This window comes from Streptomyces sp. TN58 (assembly GCF_001941845.1).
Lineage (GTDB): Bacteria > Actinomycetota > Actinomycetes > Streptomycetales > Streptomycetaceae > Streptomyces.
In genome coordinates this window covers 1,935,422-1,951,195 of sequence record NZ_CP018870.1, presented here as the reverse complement: position 1 = coordinate 1,951,195, position 15,774 = coordinate 1,935,422, and the positions used below count along the sequence as shown (strand labels likewise).

The following is a 15,774-nucleotide window of genomic DNA, read 5'->3' as shown; positions in this document are numbered from 1 at the left end:
CGTGCGGCGGGGCTTGGGGCGCGGGGTGGGCGGTCTTTTGCGGTTCGGGGCGGGCGGCGGGCCTGGCCTCGGATCTCGGGACCGGACCCGTGGAGGGGTGGCCCGGCAAGGGGGCGGGGGCGTGGCCCACGGGCCGGGGCCTCCGGCCCGTGGCCGTACGCCCGGGGCGGGTGTGCGGTGGTTCGGGGGATACGACCGTCTCCGCGGTCTGCGGCAGGGAGGCGACGATGTCGGCCCAGGAGGTCGGCTCGGCGGCGGTCAACGGGGAGGGAAGGCAGGCGAGTTCGTCCAGCAGGTGGGCCGCCAGCGCACGCAGGTGCGGGGGTGCCGGTGCGGGGGAGGCTCCGGCGCGCTCGGGCGCCGGCCGGCCGCCCGCGGCGGTCCAGGCTCGCAGGGCGGGGCCCGGGTCGCGGCCGTCCTCGGCCGCCTGCCGCAACTCGTGCCCGACCAGGTCCTCGGGCTGAGCCCAGGTCAGCCGCACCCGGTCCGCCTCCGCCGCCCGTCCGGCCGGACGGCACCCCCCTACGAGGTCCGCCCCGTACGGGGAGCTTCCGATCGGCGGTTCCGGCGTGCCGGAAGGCGTTGTCGCAGCGCCGAATTCGGTGGCCGCGCGCGGCACGAGCCCGGGAGGCCGGTCCTCCGCGGCGGGGGAGCCGACGGCGGGTCCGGCCGCCGGTGTCGGGCTCCGGCCCGGGGCGGGGGCGCCGGCACCGGCCCCCGCCGGCCCCGTGCACGGGTTCCGGCCGGTGGCGGAGAGAGCGCCGGTGCTGTTCGGGCCGGCCGGCCCGGGGGCAGCCGGGGAGCCTGCGCCGGAGCGGCCGGGGGCCGAGCCTTCGGGCATCCGGGCGGTGCCATGGGCCGGAGCGCCGGCCGCCCGCCGGGGAGGCTTCGGGTGACCGGCAGTGGTGGCGGGCTCGGGCCGGGAGGGCCCTCCGGCGGCGGAGGAGGGCGTCGGGGAGGTCATCGGGGGGTGGCGATCGCGGCGAAGGCCGACTCGTGGGCGCGCCGGCGGGCACGGTCGTGGGCGAAGATCTCCCGGGCCACAGCGGCCAGCGCCACGGCCGGGGCGTGCAGGTCCAGGCGGCTGGCCTCGGCGACCTGCTTCGCCCAGACGGCCGGGACCGCGGCCTCGCCGCCCAGGGCACCGGCGATCGCTCCCGCCATGGTGGCGATGGAGTCGCAGTCCCGCCCGTAGTTCACCGCTCCGAGCACGGCCCCCTCGTACCGGCCGTCCGCGACGAGCAGCATCCCCAGCGCGATCGGAAGTTCCTCGATGGCGTGGAGGCGGGACGGGCGGCGGGCGTCGAGCGAGGGGTTGCGGTAGTCCGGGCCGACCGAGTCGTACGGGGCCACCGCCGCCCGTAGCGGGGTGAGCGCCGACTCGAAGTCCCGGTGGGCGCGGGCCGCTTCGCGGACGGCGGCGATCGCGGTCCGGGTGCCGTCCTTCGCGAGGGACAGCGCCGTGTCCACCACGCTCGCCGCCGTCGCCCCCGGCATGCACGCCGCCGCCACGGCCGCCGCGAACACGCCCGCCGCCTCCCGCCCGTACGAGGACTGGTGCGCGCCGGCGATGTCGAGGGCCTCCGCGTAGGCGCCCGCCGGGTTGCCCGCGTTGGCGATGCCCACCGGAGCCATGTACATGGCCGCACCGCAGTTGACGATGTTGCCGGTGCCGGCCTCGCGTGGGTCGGCGTGCGCGTAGTGCAGGCGGGTCACCATCCACTTCTCCGCGAGGAAGACCCGCTGCAACGGCAGCGCCTCGGCCTCCAGTTCGGGGATCCAGCGAGGGGTGGACATCAGGTCGGGGACCAGGTGCTCGGCGACGGCGTAGGCGTCGAGGTGGTCGCGCACGGCCTCGTAGACCCGTACCAGCGCATGCGTCATCAGGGTGTCGTCCGTGACGTGTCCGTCGCCCTTGTGGTACGGGGCGATGGGGCGCGCCGTGCGCCAGTTCTCGTGCCACGGGCCGACGATGCCGTGGACGCGGCCGCCGTGCCGTTCGACGATCTGGTCCGGGGTCCAGCCCTCCACGGGGCCGCCGAGCGCGTCACCGACGGCGGCGCCGACCAGGGCCCCGCAGGCCCGGTCCTCCAACGTGAGCGTCATGCCACTCTCCTTGTCCGGAAACCCCGGTCGCAGCCGGTGCGGGCGGTGCGTGCGGGAGGTCTACCACCTTGCCCCCAAGGAGCCCGCGCGGGCGCGGTCGACACGTACCGAGCGTGCTCGCGGGGCCGGCTGCCGCCGTTCACGGGGCCGTCTTGGGCGAGGTGAGCTCGGTGCCGGCGAGGAGCGCGGCGAGTTCCACGAGGTCGGTGCCGGCGAGGCGGGGGAGGGCGCAGCCGGAGAGGGTGCGGCAGGCCTGGCGCCAGGCGGCGGGGATCGAGTCGCCGCCGCCGATCACGCCGGTGAGCGCGCCGACGAGGGCGGGGGCGGAGTCCGCGACGCGTGACAGGCACGCGGCGGCCGGCACGGCCTCGGCCGCCCTGCCACGGGCGGCGGTCGCGAGGGCGAGGGCCACGGGGACGGTCTCGGCGGCGGCGATGCCGTAGCTGTAGACGTGGTCGACGATCTCGTGTTCCAGGGTGGGCACGATGGCGAAAGCGCCTCCGTCCGCGTGGGCACGGGCCAGCCCGACGGCGTGCCGGGCGTTGCGGCCGATCTCGGTGGCCGAGGGGAGCTGGGCGAGGGCGGCGTCCACGGCGTCGTCGACGTCGGCGGTGGTGAGGGCGGTGGCGACGGCGGCCGCCATGGCGCGGGCGCCGTGCACGCCGTCGCCGTCCTGGGTGTAGCGGGCGTCGAACTCGGCGAGGTCGGCGGCGGCCCCGGCGTCGCCGGGGTGGACGACGGCGAGGACGCAGGCGCGGACGCAGGCGGCGTCGTCGAAGTAGTGCGGGTTGTCGTGGCCGGTTGCGGGCGGGCGCAGGCCGGTGGCGAGGTTGCCGAGGCCGGCTCGTACGGAGATCCGTGCGCGCAGGGGCAGGACGGCGGACTCGACTTCGGGTGCGCGTTCGGCCGCGGCGGCGACTTCGGAGGCGAGGGCGTTCCAGGCGAGGTCGATGGCGGCGCGCATGCGGCGGGAGCGGGAGAGGTCGCTGAGGAGGACGCCGGCGGCGGTGAGTACGGACTCGGCCACGAAGGCCGCCCATTCGGCGTCGTCGGAGGGGCCGAGGCGCAGCGGCTCCGGGGGCTGGTTGAGGGCGATGGGGACGGGGAGGGTGGTGGTGGCGTTCTGCTCGGCGAAGGTGTCGAGCTCGCGGGTGAGGCGGCGGGTCCACTCGGGCATCCGGCTGGCGCGGTGGCGGGCCGCCGGCCAGCCGGCCGCGTCGCCTGCGGCGAGCCCGAGGAGGAGGCCTTCGATGGGGCGGCGGTCGTCCCGCCCCACCCGGCCCCTCCCCGAAAGCAGGGGCAGCCCCCTGACCGCCGGCCGGGCTTGCGCCCCTGGGACGGCCTCGGCCCCGGTGCCCGCCGGTACGGGCTGCGGTGCCCGGGGGCCGGGGTGAAGTCCGGCCGGGGCGACCGCGGAGCCGGGGTTCGCCAGTACGGGGTGTGCCACCCCGGGCCCCGGGCCGAGTACGGCCGGTACGGCCTCTGCCTGGGCCCGCGGCCCGCGAGCCGCCCCGGACCGGAGCTCCGCCGGTACGGACAGCGGTGCGCCGGGGCCGGGGTGGAGGACGGCCGGGCCGGCCGGTAGGGGTTCTGCGCGGGTCTGCGGCCCGCGAGCCGCCCCGGACCGGAGCTCCGCCGGTACGGACAGCGGTGCCCAGGACCCGGGGCCGAGGGCGGCCGGGCTTGCCGGGACCAGACCCGCCCGGGCCTGTGGTCCCGGGGCCGCTTCGGACCAGCGCTCCGCCGGTACGGGCGCGCCCGGGGGTACGGGCCCGGGGCTTCCGGGGGCCGGGTCGGGCGCCTGCGCGGGATCCGGCACGCGGTCGGGGCCGGGGGCGGTCGGGCTTGGGCCGGGGCTCGCCGATCCGGCCGCCAGGGCGGTCGGTACGGGTCGCGGTTGCCGCCGGATCTCCTGATGGCGGGTCGCGTCCGGGGCGCTGCCGAGGGCGGTGGCGGCCGCTCGGGGCCCTGGCTGGGCGCCCGGGCCGCGTTCGGCGGGGCTCGGCGGATCGGCCGGACCTGTGGGAACGTGCCCGAGGCGTCCCGCGGCAGCCAGGGGCGCCGGCGGGGCGGCCGGGTCCGCGGGTGCCGGCAGGCCGCGGGTCTTCGGTGCAGCGGCAGGCGGCTCTACCGGCTCCGGCGCTCGTTCCGGCGGGCGGGTGACGGTTCCGGGGCCTGCCGGTGCCGGGTGGCGCGGGGGCGTGGGGGACCGGTCGGTGTCGGGGGCTGCGGCGGTCGCCGGAGGCTGCGGGCTCCCCTTGCCGGCAGGGTCGGTCGGGGAGGGGTCGGGGGTCGGGGTCACCGGGCGGCCTCGTATTCCGGGGTGAGGAGGTCCGCGATGTCCAGGACGTGGTAGCCCCGCATCGACGGGAGGCAGCTGCCGCGCACCGGGCCGATCGCCGAGCCCCAGGCGGTGGGGATCGCCGCGGCCCCCGACACCGCGCCGGCCAGGGCGCCCGCCACCGCGGCGGTGGTGTCGGCGTCGCGGCCCATGTTCACGGCGGTGAGGACGGAGGCGGCGAAGTCCCCGCCGGCGGCGGCGAACGCGCCGAACGCGAGGCCCACCGCCTCCGGCGCCAGGTCCGTCCACGGGTAGCCGCCGATGACCACCGCCGAGCGCACGGCCCGTTCCCCGCGCGGGGCCGCGGTGACCGCCCGGCGCAGGGAGCGGGCCGTCCAGGAGTCCGACGGGATGACCGAGAGGGCGGCGGAGACCACGGAGGCCGGGCTGCCGCCCGCCATGGCCGCGGCGACGCCCGCCGCGACCGCCTGGCCGCCGTAGATGCCCTCGCCGTCGTGGCTGACCGTGCCGTCGATGGCGACCAGCCGCGCCGCCTCGGCGGGCCGGCCCGCCGCGAACACCCCGAACGGCGCGGCCCGCATGGCCAGCCCGTCCGACCACGCGTGCCGGTGCTGGGCCGAGATGGGGGCCGCCAGGCCCCGGCGGAGGTTCTCCAGGGTGCCGCGCTCGGAGAACCCGGCCCCGCGGAAGGGGCCCTCGTCGAGGTCGGCGATCCAGTGGTGCCACGCCCGCTCGACGTGGGACACGGTGAGCGCCGAGCCGTGGCGGGCCAGGAGCAGCCCGGAGAAGATCGCGTACTCGGTGTCGTCCGTGCCCGCCGGGTCCTCCGTCACGAAGCCCTCGATGCGGCCCCACCTCGCCCGGATCTCGGAGGGCTTCATGTTCTCCGCGGGGGCGCCGAGCGCGTCGCCCACCGCGAGTCCGAGGAGTGCGCCCCTGGCCCGTTCGAGGAGGACCTGCGGATCGCACGCAATCTGCTTCACCGGCTCCATGGCGCGCCTCTCCCACGTGGATGGTGCTCATCATGAGCCCTTGGGGGATTTGTGCCATGTCATGTGGTTTGTCGCGCGCCGCGAAACACCCCGGGAACGCCCGCGTCACCCGGTCGCCGACCCGTAAAACCGCAGGTAAGTACGGCCTTCCTTGCTGGCGGGCGACAAAAATCGTGCGTAGTTTCGAGGAGTCCAGGGGGAGCGGAACGTGTCGCAGCGTCCGCCCGCACCAATGGGGAGACAAGGGGAGATACCGCGCATGTCCATCATCGACATCGAAGCACCGCTGCACACCGCGCACCGCGACAACCACACCCACCGCGACGTCAACGGTGGATGGCTGCGGCCGGCCGTCTTCGGCGCGATGGACGGCCTCGTCTCCAACCTCGCCCTCATGACCGGCGTGGCCGGCGGAGCCGTCGCCCCGCAGACCGTCGTGATCACCGGACTCGCCGGACTCGCCGCCGGAGCCTTCTCGATGGCCGCCGGCGAGTACACCTCCGTGGCCTCCCAGCGCGAGCTGGTCCTCGCCGAGCTCGACATCGAGCGCCAGCAGCTGCGCAAGCACCCCGTCGACGAGATGGAGGAGCTGGCCGAGCTCTACGTCTCCCGAGGCGTCGAGCCGGCGCTCGCCCGCGAGGTCGCCATGCAGCTCTCCCGCGACCCCGAGCAGGCCCTGGAGATCCACGCCCGCGAGGAGCTCGGCATCGACCCGGACGACCTGCCGTCGCCGCTCGTCGCCGCAGCCTCGTCCTTCGGCTCCTTCGCGCTGGGCGCCCTGCTCCCCGTACTGCCGTACCTCCTCGGCGCCACGGCCCTGTGGCCCGCGGTGCTGCTCGCACTGGCCGGGCTCTTCGCCTGCGGCGCGGTCGTCGCCCGGGTCACCGCCCGGACCTGGTGGTACAGCGGCCTGCGCCAGCTGCTGCTCGGCGGTGCGGCCGCCGGTGTGACGTACATCCTGGGCAGCTGGATCGGCGGAGCCGTAGGCTGACCGGCCTGGGAGTGAGACACTATGCAGAACGCAACATAAGTAGTCCGTTACCCGGTGGTTTCGATCGTGTGTCCGCCGGGCATCACTCCAGGACTCCGGGTGGGCAATGATGCCCGCCCTGTACCGGGACCTTCGCCCCACGCGCTACGCCGCGACAGCCGGGTCACCTCGCGACACCCCCGCGACACCCCGCAGCCCGCCCGTAGAGCGCCGTGAAAGTCCCCTCTTTCTGCCTCGCGCAGTGTCCGCATGCTGGAATGGCATATCCGCTTCTCGGGATAGTCGTCATCATGTAATCTGCACGAAATTTCGCAGAGGGCCAACGTCGTCCCTCGGCTATGCACATATGCCACGACGACGACGGGAGAGCCGATGCGTTCCGCATCCACGCACTCCGCGACCGGCCTGAACACCGCCTGGTCGCCCATGGACGGTCGCCCCGCCCAGCAGGGCATGTACGACCCGCGCAACGAGAAGGACGCCTGCGGCGTCGGATTCGTGGCGAACCTCACCGGCGAGGCCACCCACACCCTCGTCGAGCAGGCCCTGACCGTCCTGCGGAACCTCGAACACCGCGGCGCCACCGGCTCCGAGCCGGACTCCGGTGACGGCGCGGGAATCCTCTCCCAGGTACCGGACGCCTTCCTGCGCGACGTCGCCGGATTCGAGCTCCCCGAAGCCGGCGCCTACGCCGTCGGCATCGCCTTCCTCCCCGCCGACGGCACCGCACAGGCCGTCGCCGCGGAGCAGATCGAGGCCATCGCCGCCGAGGAGAACCTCACGGTCCTCGGCTGGCGCGAGGTCCCGGTCACCCCCGACCTGCTCGGCAACGGCGCCCGCGCCACCATGCCCGCCTTCCGCCAGCTCTTCGTCGGCAACGGCACCACGGGCATCGAGCTGGACCGCAAGGCGTTCGTGCTGCGCAAGCGCGCCGAGCGCGAGGCCGGCGTGTACTTCCCGTCGCTCTCCGCCCGCACCATCGTCTACAAGGGCATGCTGACCACCGGCCAGCTGGAGCCCTTCTTCCCCGACCTCTCCGACCGCCGCTTCGCCTCGGCGCTCGCCCTGGTCCACTCGCGGTTCTCCACCAACACCTTCCCGTCGTGGCCGCTCGCCCACCCGTACCGCTTCGTCGCCCACAACGGCGAGATCAACACGGTCAAGGGCAACCGCAACTGGATGAAGGCCCGCGAGTCCCAGCTCGCGTCCACCGCCTTCGGCGAGGGCGCACTCGACCGCATCTTCCCCATCTGCACCCCGGACGCCTCCGACTCGGCCTCCTTCGACGAGGTCCTGGAACTGCTCCACCTCGGCGGCCGGTCCCTGCCGCACAGCGTGCTGATGATGATCCCGGAGGCGTGGGAGAACCACACCTCCATGGACCCGGCCCGCCGCGCCTTCTACCAGTACCACTCCACGATGATGGAGCCCTGGGACGGCCCCGCCTGCGTCACCTTCACCGACGGCACCCAGGTCGGCGCGGTCCTCGACCGCAACGGCCTGCGCCCCGGCCGCTACTGGGTCACCGACGACGGCCTCGTCGTCCTCGGCTCCGAGGTCGGCGTCCTCGACATCGACCCGGCCAAGGTCGTCCGCAAGGGCCGCCTCCAGCCCGGCAAGATGTTCCTCGTCGACACCGCCCAGAAGCGGATCGTCGAGGACGACGAGATCAAGAACGAGCTCGCCTCCGCCGCCCCCTACGCCGAATGGCTGGAGACCGGCGAGATCGAGCTGACGGACCTGCCCGAGCGCGAGCACATCGTGCACACGCACGCCTCCGTCACCCGCCGCCAGCAGACCTTCGGCTACACCGAGGAAGAACTGCGCGTCATCCTCGCGCCGATGGCCCGCACGGCCGGCGAGCCCCTGGGCTCCATGGGCACGGACTCCCCGATCGCGGCCCTCTCCGAGCGCCCCCGACTGCTCTTCGACTACTTCACCCAGCTGTTCGCACAGGTCACCAACCCGCCGCTGGACGCCATCCGCGAAGAGCTCGTCACCTCGCTGCTCTCCTCGATCGGCCCGCAGTCCAACCTGCTGGAGCCGACCGCCGCGTCCTGCCGCAGCGTCACCCTGCCCTTCCCGGTGATCGACAACGACGAGCTGGCCAAGCTCATCCACATCAACGCCGACGGCGACATGCCCGGCATGAAGGCCGCCACGCTCTCCGGCCTCTACCGCGTCTCCGGCGGCGGCGACGCCCTCGCCGCCCGCATCGAGGAGATCCGCGCCGAAGCCGACGCGGCCATCGCTGGCGGCGCCCGCCTGATCGTCCTCTCGGACCGGCACTCCGACGCCGAGCACGCACCGATCCCGTCGCTGCTGCTCACCGCCGCCGTGCACCACCACCTCATCGCCACCAAGCAGCGCACCCAGGTGGGCCTGCTGGTCGAGGCCGGCGACGTCCGCGAGGTCCACCACGTCGCCCTGCTCATCGGCTACGGCGCCGCCGCGGTCAACCCGTACCTCGCCATGGAGTCCGTCGAGGACCTGCTGCGCGCCGGCACCTTCCTCTCCGGCCTGGAGCCGGAACAGGCCATCAAGAACCTGATCTACGCCCTCGGCAAGGGCGTCCTGAAGGTCATGTCCAAGATGGGCATCTCCACCGTCGCCTCCTACCGCGGCGCCCAGGTCTTCGAAGCCGTCGGCCTGAACGAGGAGTTCGTCGAGACCTACTTCAACGGCACCGCCACCAAGATCGGCGGCGCCGGCCTGGACGTCATCGCCAAGGAGGTCGCCGCCCGCCACGCCAAGGCGTACCCGGCCTCCGGCGTCGCCGCCACGCACCGCGCGCTGGAGATCGGCGGCGAGTACCAGTGGCGCCGCGAGGGCGAACCGCACCTGTTCGACCCGGAGACCGTCTTCCGCCTCCAGCACGCCACCCGCAACCGCCGGTACGACATCTTCCGGCAGTACACGGACCGCGTGAACGAGCAGTCCGAGCGCCTGATGACGCTCCGCGGCCTCTTCGGCTTCAAGAGCGACCGCCCGTCGATCTCCATCGACGAGGTCGAGCCGGTCTCCGAGATCGTCAAGCGCTTCTCCACCGGCGCCATGTCGTACGGCTCCATCTCCAAGGAGGCGCACGAAACCCTCGCCATCGCCATGAACCAGCTGGGCGCCAAGTCCAACACCGGTGAGGGCGGCGAGGACCCGGAGCGCCTGTACGACCCGGCGCGCCGCTCCTCCATCAAGCAGGTCGCCTCCGGCCGCTTCGGTGTCACCAGCGAGTACCTGGTCAACGCGGACGACATCCAGATCAAGATGGCGCAGGGCGCCAAGCCCGGCGAGGGCGGCCAGCTGCCCGGCCACAAGGTCTACCCGTGGGTCGCCAAGACCCGGCACTCCACCCCCGGCGTCGGCCTGATCTCCCCGCCGCCGCACCACGACATCTACTCCATCGAGGACCTCGCCCAGCTCATCCACGACCTCAAGAACGCCAACCCGGTCGCCCGCATCCACGTGAAGCTGGTCTCCGAAGTCGGCGTCGGCACGGTCGCGGCGGGCGTCTCCAAGGCCCACGCGGACGTCGTCCTCATCTCCGGCCACGACGGCGGCACGGGCGCCTCCCCGCTCACCTCGCTCAAGCACGCGGGCGGCCCCTGGGAGCTCGGCCTCGCCGAAACCCAGCAGACCCTGCTGCTCAACGGCCTGCGCGACCGCATCGTCGTCCAGACCGACGGCCAGCTCAAGACCGGCCGCGACGTCGTCATCGCCGCGCTGCTCGGCGCCGAGGAGTTCGGTTTCGCGACCGCGCCGCTCGTCGTCTCCGGCTGCGTCATGATGCGCGTCTGCCACCTGGACACCTGCCCCGTCGGCATCGCCACGCAGAACCCGGTCCTGCGCGACCGCTTCTCCGGCAAGCCCGAATTCGTCGTGAACTTCTTCGAGTTCATCGCGGAGGAGGTGCGCGAGCTCCTCGCCGAGCTGGGCTTCCGCACGATCGAGGAGGCCGTCGGCCACGCCGAGCTCCTCGACACCACCAAGGCCGTCACGCACTGGAAGGCGCAGGGTCTCGACCTGGAGCCGCTCTTCTACGTGCCCGAGCTGCCCGAGGGCGCGGTCCGCCACGCCCTGATCGAGCAGGACCACGGTCTGGAGAAGGCCCTCGACAACGAGCTCGTCGAACTCGCGGCCGACGCCCTGAACGCCGAGTCCGCCGAGACCGCCCAGCCGGTCCGCGCCCAGGTCGCCATCCGGAACATCAACCGGACCGTCGGCACGATGCTCGGCCACCACGTCACGAAGAAGTTCGGCGGTGCGGGCCTGCCCGACAACACCATCGACCTCACCTTCACCGGAAGCGCCGGCCAGTCCTTCGGCGCCTTCGTCCCCAAGGGCATCACCCTCCGCCTGGAGGGCGACGCCAACGACTACGTCGGCAAGGGCCTCTCCGGCGGCCGCATCGTGGTCCGCCCGGACCGCGCCGCCGACCACCTCGCCGAGTACTCCACCATCGCCGGCAACACCATCGGCTACGGAGCCACCGGCGGCGAGATGTTCCTGCGCGGCCGCACCGGCGAACGCTTCTGCGTCCGCAACTCCGGCGCCCTGGTCGTCTCGGAAGGCGTGGGCGACCACGGCTGCGAGTACATGACCGGCGGCACCGCGGTCGTCCTGGGCGAGACCGGCCGCAACTTCGCGGCCGGCATGTCGGGCGGCGTCGCGTACGTCGTCGACCTCGACCCGAACAACGTCAACGTCGGCAACGCGGGCGCCGTCGAGGCCCTGTCCGACGCGGACAAGCAGTGGCTGCACGATGTGGTGCGCCGCCACGAGGAGGAGACCGGCTCGACCGTGGCCGCGAAGCTCCTGGCTGACTGGTCCGTCGCGGTGGACCGCTTCAGCAAGATCATCCCGACCACGTACAAGGCAGTGCTCGCCGCCAAGGACGCCGCTGAGCTCGCCGGACTCTCGGAATCCGAGACCACGGAGAAGATGATGGAGGCGGCGACCCATGGCTGACCCGAAGGGCTTCCTCACCACCACCCGCGAGACCGCCTGCTCCCGTCCCGTCGCCGACCGGCTGAAGGACTGGAACGAGGTCTACGTCCCGGGCTCGCTGTTGCCGATCATCAGCAAGCAGGCCGGCCGCTGCATGGACTGCGGCATCCCGTTCTGCCACAACGGCTGCCCGCTGGGGAACCTGATCCCCGAGTGGAACGACTACGCCTACCGCGACGACTGGGCGGCGGCGTCGGAACGGCTGCACGCCACGAACAACTTCCCCGAGTTCACGGGCCGCCTGTGCCCCGCCCCGTGCGAGTCGGCGTGCGTGCTCGGCATCAACCAGCCGGCCGTCACCATCAAGAACGTCGAGGTCTCGATCATCAACAAGGCGTGGGACAACGGGGACGTCACCCCGCAGGCCCCCGAGCGCCTGTCCGGCAAGACCGTCGCCGTGATCGGCTCCGGCCCGGCCGGCCTGGCCGCCGCCCAGCAGCTGACCCGGGCCGGCCACACCGTCGTCGTCTACGAGCGCGCCGACCGCATCGGCGGCCTGCTGCGCTACGGCATCCCCGAGTTCAAGATGGAGAAGGTGCACATCAACCGCCGCATCGAGCAGATGCGCGCGGAGGGCACCAAGTTCCGCACCGGCGTCGAGGTCGGCCGTGACATCACGGCCACCGACCTGCGCAAGCGGTTCGACGCGGTGGTCGTCGCGGCCGGCGCCACCGTCTCCCGCGACCTGCCGGTCCCGGGCCGCGAACTCAAGGGCATCCACTTCGCGATGGAGTACCTGCCGCTCGCGAACAAGGTCCAGGAGGGCGACTTCCTCACCCCGCCGATCACCGCCGAGGGCAAGCACGTGGTCGTCATCGGCGGCGGCGACACCGGCGCGGACTGCGTGGGCACCGCCCACCGCCAGGGCGCGGCCTCGGTCACCCAGCTGGAGATCATGCCGAAGCCGGGCGAGGAGCGCAGCGCCAACCAGCCGTGGCCGACCTTCCCGATGCTGTACAAGGTCACCTCGGCCCACGAGGAGGGCGGCGAGCGGGTCTACTCCGTCTCCACTACCCACTTCGAGGGCGACGAGGACGGCAACGTCCAGGCCCTGCACCTGGTCGAGGTCGAGTTCGTCGACGGCAAGCTCGTCCAGAAGCCCGGCACCGAGCGCGTCCTCCCCGCGCAGCTGGTGACCCTGGCCATGGGCTTCACGGGCACCGACCAGGCCAACGGCCTGGTCCAGCAGTTCGGCGTGGAGCTGGACGCCCGCGGCAACATCGACCGCGACGCCTCCTACGCGACCAACGTCGACGGCGTCTTCGTCGCCGGCGACGCCGGCCGCGGCCAGTCGCTGATCGTCTGGGCCATCGCGGAAGGCCGCTCCGCCGCCCGCGGCGTGGACCGCTTCCTGACCGGCAGCAGCACCCTCCCGTACCCGGTCAAGCCGACGGACCGCTCGCTGACGGTGTAGCCCGCCTTTCCGGGCGCCGTGCCCGCACTGCTCGGCCGGGGGCCCCTCCGACCGGCGGTGCGGGGTACGGGCATTCGGCAAGCGCCCCCGCCTCGCGAAGGGCGGGACCCCTCATACGGTCCGTACAACGGCGTACGGAACACCCGGCACAGCGCCCGCCACGACTCCTTCCGGACGCCGTGCTCGCACCGCTCGGCCGCGGGCGGCCTCCCGGGCTTCGCCCGGCTGCGCCGGCCTCCGACCGGCGGTGCGGGGCCCGGGCATTCGGCAAGCGCCCCCGCCTTGCGAAGGGCGGGACCCCTCATACGGTCCGTACAACGGCGTACGGAACACCCGGCACAGCGCCCGCCACGACTCCTTCCGGACGCCGTGCTCGCACCGCTCGGCCGCGGGCGGCCTCCCGGGCTTCGCCCGGCTGCGCCGGCCTCCGACCGGCGGTGCGGGGTACGGGCATTCGGCAAGCGCCCCCGCCTCGCGAAGGGCGGGACCCCTCATACGGTCCGTACAACGGCGTACGGAACACCCGGCACAGCGCCCGCCACGTCCCCGACCAGGGGTGGCGGGCGCTGTGGCGTGTTCGTTGTCAGGTGCCGGGCGTGAACTCGTAGCACAGCTCGTAGAGGTGGCCCGCCTTCACCATGACGGTGACCTCGATGGGCCGGTCGCCGTCGCCGTACACCGTGCGGAGCGTCCGCAGGACGGGCAGGTCGCCGGGCAGCCGCAGTGCCGCGTACTGCTCCTGCGTGGCGATACGCGCCGAGACCCGGTCCACGCTGCGCCGGGGCGGGTGGCCGAGCTCCGGCAGCAGGGCGGGTGTCCCGCCACTGATCCTGCGGGGTTCGGCGAGTGCGGTGCCGCGGGCGATGTCCACCGGGTAGTGCGAGTTCACCAGCTCCGCCGGCTCGCCGTCGATGCTGATCAACTGACGGCGGCAGACCGCCGAACGGCCTTCCGGCAGACGGAGCGCCGCACTCACGTCACCAGTCACCGGGACCTCCGCCACAGACAGCAACGTGCTGCGCGCGGCAGGGCGTCCCTCCCCCATCTCGGCCAGCCACGGGTACGCGGCACCGGCCGGGGCCGGGGTGAGGGAGCGCTCCGGGTGCACGGCCCGCTGCCGGTTCTTGCGTACGGTCACGGCGGCGCCCGCTCGTCCCACGGCCAGACCCTCGGCTTTGAGTAGTTGCAAGGCCTTCTGGATGGTGGCGTTGGACGCGTCGAAGCGGGTCTTCAGCTGCGCCGTCGACGGCAGGTTGCCTCCTACGGCGAGATCACCGTTCATGATCTCCTCGCGGAGATCGGCAGCGATGCGGGCGTGGAGCGGCCGTGGGTCGGCGCCCTCGGTGTCATGGGTGGGCACGGTCATCCGATCCTGATCTCGTACTGCAACTGCCGGCCCCCGGCGGGCATGAGCATCACGTCGGCCTGGATCGCCCGATCCGCCGCGTCGTACGTGATGCGGGCCAGTCGGAGGACCGGTTCGCCCGCGCCGAGGCGCAGTTGCTCGCGTTCGTCGTTGCTCGGCGTACGCGCTGTGACGTTCTCGACGACCCGTACGCCGGTGTGCCCCAGAGCCGCCAACAGGGTCACAGCGCCGCCGGCGATCTTCGCCGTTCCGGCCAGTGCGGTACCAGCGGCGATCTCCACGGGGTAGTAGGTGTCGGTCAGCTCGACCGGCTCGCCGTCGAGTTCGATGAGCCTGCGGCGCACCACCACGGGGCTGCCCTCCGCCAGTTCGAGCATCGCGGCGACACCGGCCGTGGCCGCCGCCTCGCCCGCGTGCACGATGCGCTGGGTGCCCCGGCGCCCCGCCCTGGCGGCCTCCTCGGCCCACGTGTCTCCGGCCCCTGCCGCGCGCGGAGCCAGGTACGGCATCGACACGCTGGTCCACCCGCTGCCACTCACGCTGACTCCCACCCGTCCGGATTCCCGCCGACCGTACCCACGTTAAGTGACTCCGACGACGGAACCCAGCCCCGCAACCTTGCTGCTTTTCGCGAATAGCGATACGTTCTGTGCGTCCCCGGAAGCTCAGAGTGAGAGGGGTGGAGCGCGGTGGCCGTCTTCCGGCAGCAGCGGTTTCCCCGAGCGCGCGTCGGTTCGCGCTGCTCGGCAGTTCGCAGGTGACGCACTCGCGGAGTGGGGGGTTTCCGAGCGCAGGGACGACATACGCTTCTGCGTCTCCGAACTGGCGGCGAACGCCGTGCTGCACGGGGTGCCGGAGGGGCGCGAGTTCTGCGTGCGGCTGTCGCTGGACGAAGGGGTGCTGTGGATCGAGGTGCGCGACAGCGGCCCCGGCCGTCCGGTCGTGCGGCACGCTGACCTCAACGCTCAGCGAGGTCGGGGGTTGTGGCTGGTGACGGCGCTGGCGGACGAGTTCGAGGTCCGCGACGAAGGGGTCGGGAAGTCTGCCCGAGCGGGGTTCAAGACCGCGAGCGGCTGAACCGAGCGCCGGCACAGCGCCCGGTACGACTCCTCCCGGACGCCGTGCTCGCACCGCTCGGCCGCGAGCGGCCTCCCGGGCTTCGCCCGGCTACGCCGGCCTCCGACCGGCGGTGCGGGGCCCGGGCATTCGGCATGCGCCGGACGTGGCCCCTACGGAGGGGCCCCACGCGGGGCAGCTGCTCGACTATCCGGCCCTGGTTCAGCGCTACTGGAGGTCATACGATCTTGCCAGGGCCGCTGCCTTGTCGCCGGAAGTGTCCCTGACCTTGATCGAGTCGGTGGCGGAGGAGTACGCGACATGCGCGCAGACGCGGACGGTCTGACCTGGCGCAAGTCTTCGTACAGCAATGGGGACGGCGGCAGCTGCGTAGAGGTGGCCTGCGAACTCCTCCCCGCCCTGGTCCCGGTCCGCGACACGAAGCAGTCCGGCGCCGGCCCGGTTCTGACCTTCGCAGCCGCCGCATGGGCCTCATTCGTGCAGGGCGTGAAGGCTCAGGTCTGACCTCACGCCGCAACCGCT

At 73.4% G+C, this 15,774-nt stretch carries 11 protein-coding genes; 6 read left to right on the top strand and 5 right to left on the bottom strand.

Going from position 1 to position 15,774, the window contains the following annotated elements; translation table 11 throughout:
- Positions 1-960: 960 nt before the first annotated feature.
- The 3 genes from BSL84_RS08860 to BSL84_RS08845 all read right to left on the bottom strand — a co-directional run bounded on the left by BSL84_RS08860 (position 961) and on the right by BSL84_RS08845 (position 5,400).
- Positions 961-2,106, bottom strand: a complete 1,146-nt coding sequence (locus tag BSL84_RS08860) for an ADP-ribosylglycohydrolase family protein (RefSeq protein WP_045324308.1) — start codon at positions 2,104-2,106, stop codon at positions 961-963.
- Between the two features lie 139 nt (positions 2,107-2,245).
- Positions 2,246-3,382 carry an ADP-ribosylglycohydrolase family protein gene (locus tag BSL84_RS08855; RefSeq protein ID WP_420718779.1) on the bottom strand — a complete coding sequence of 379 codons (1,137 nt, stop codon included), beginning with the start codon at positions 3,380-3,382 and terminating at the stop codon, positions 2,246-2,248.
- Between the two features lie 1,022 nt (positions 3,383-4,404).
- Entirely contained in the window at positions 4,405-5,400 is a 996-nt protein-coding gene (locus tag BSL84_RS08845) for an ADP-ribosylglycohydrolase family protein (RefSeq protein ID WP_045324311.1), read from the bottom strand.
- A 259-nt stretch (positions 5,401-5,659) separates the two neighbouring features.
- Between BSL84_RS08845 and BSL84_RS08840 the strand changes: the two genes are divergently transcribed.
- From BSL84_RS08840 to BSL84_RS08830, 3 genes are all read left to right on the top strand, one after another.
- The gene (locus tag BSL84_RS08840) at positions 5,660-6,391 is read left to right on the top strand and encodes a VIT1/CCC1 transporter family protein (protein ID WP_030026637.1); all 732 of its coding nucleotides are present in this window, start codon (positions 5,660-5,662) and stop codon (positions 6,389-6,391) included.
- Positions 6,392-6,817: 426 nt separating this feature from the next.
- Positions 6,818-11,356 carry a glutamate synthase large subunit gene (gene gltB / locus BSL84_RS08835; protein WP_199838784.1) on the top strand — a complete coding sequence of 1,513 codons (4,539 nt, stop codon included), beginning with the start codon at positions 6,818-6,820 and terminating at the stop codon, positions 11,354-11,356.
- A complete protein-coding gene (locus BSL84_RS08830; protein ID WP_075970134.1) occupies positions 11,349-12,809 on the top strand; it encodes a glutamate synthase subunit beta in 1,461 nt (486 codons plus the stop codon). Before gltB ends, BSL84_RS08830 begins: the two co-directional genes overlap by 8 nt.
- A gap of 583 nt (positions 12,810-13,392) precedes the next feature.
- Here BSL84_RS08830 and BSL84_RS08825 read toward each other — a convergent pair.
- Positions 13,393-14,175 (bottom strand): GntR family transcriptional regulator, encoded by a 783-nt coding sequence (locus BSL84_RS08825; RefSeq protein ID WP_075970133.1) that lies wholly within the window; start codon positions 14,173-14,175, stop codon positions 13,393-13,395.
- Positions 14,172-14,714 (bottom strand): UTRA domain-containing protein, encoded by a 543-nt coding sequence (locus BSL84_RS08820; RefSeq protein WP_075972019.1) that lies wholly within the window; start codon positions 14,712-14,714, stop codon positions 14,172-14,174. The genes BSL84_RS08825 and BSL84_RS08820 overlap by 4 nt, the downstream gene beginning before the upstream one ends.
- Positions 14,715-14,760: 46 nt before the next feature.
- Here BSL84_RS08820 and BSL84_RS08815 point away from each other — a divergent pair, with 46 nt between their 5' ends.
- Genes BSL84_RS08815 through BSL84_RS08805 form a run of 3 tightly spaced genes read left to right on the top strand, consistent with a single transcriptional unit; the run spans position 14,761 to position 15,756 of the window.
- Complete coding sequence (locus BSL84_RS08815) at positions 14,761-15,252, top strand: ATP-binding protein (protein WP_234363427.1); 492 nt, start codon at positions 14,761-14,763, stop codon at positions 15,250-15,252.
- On the top strand, positions 15,218-15,577 hold the full coding sequence (locus BSL84_RS37615; protein ID WP_324616564.1) for a Scr1 family TA system antitoxin-like transcriptional regulator: 360 nt from the start codon (positions 15,218-15,220) through the stop codon (positions 15,575-15,577). The genes BSL84_RS08815 and BSL84_RS37615 overlap by 35 nt, the downstream gene beginning before the upstream one ends.
- Positions 15,553-15,756, top strand: coding sequence for a DUF397 domain-containing protein (locus BSL84_RS08805; protein WP_075970131.1), 204 nt, complete (start codon positions 15,553-15,555; stop codon positions 15,754-15,756). The genes BSL84_RS37615 and BSL84_RS08805 overlap by 25 nt, the downstream gene beginning before the upstream one ends.
- The last annotated feature ends 18 nt before the right edge of the window (positions 15,757-15,774 follow it).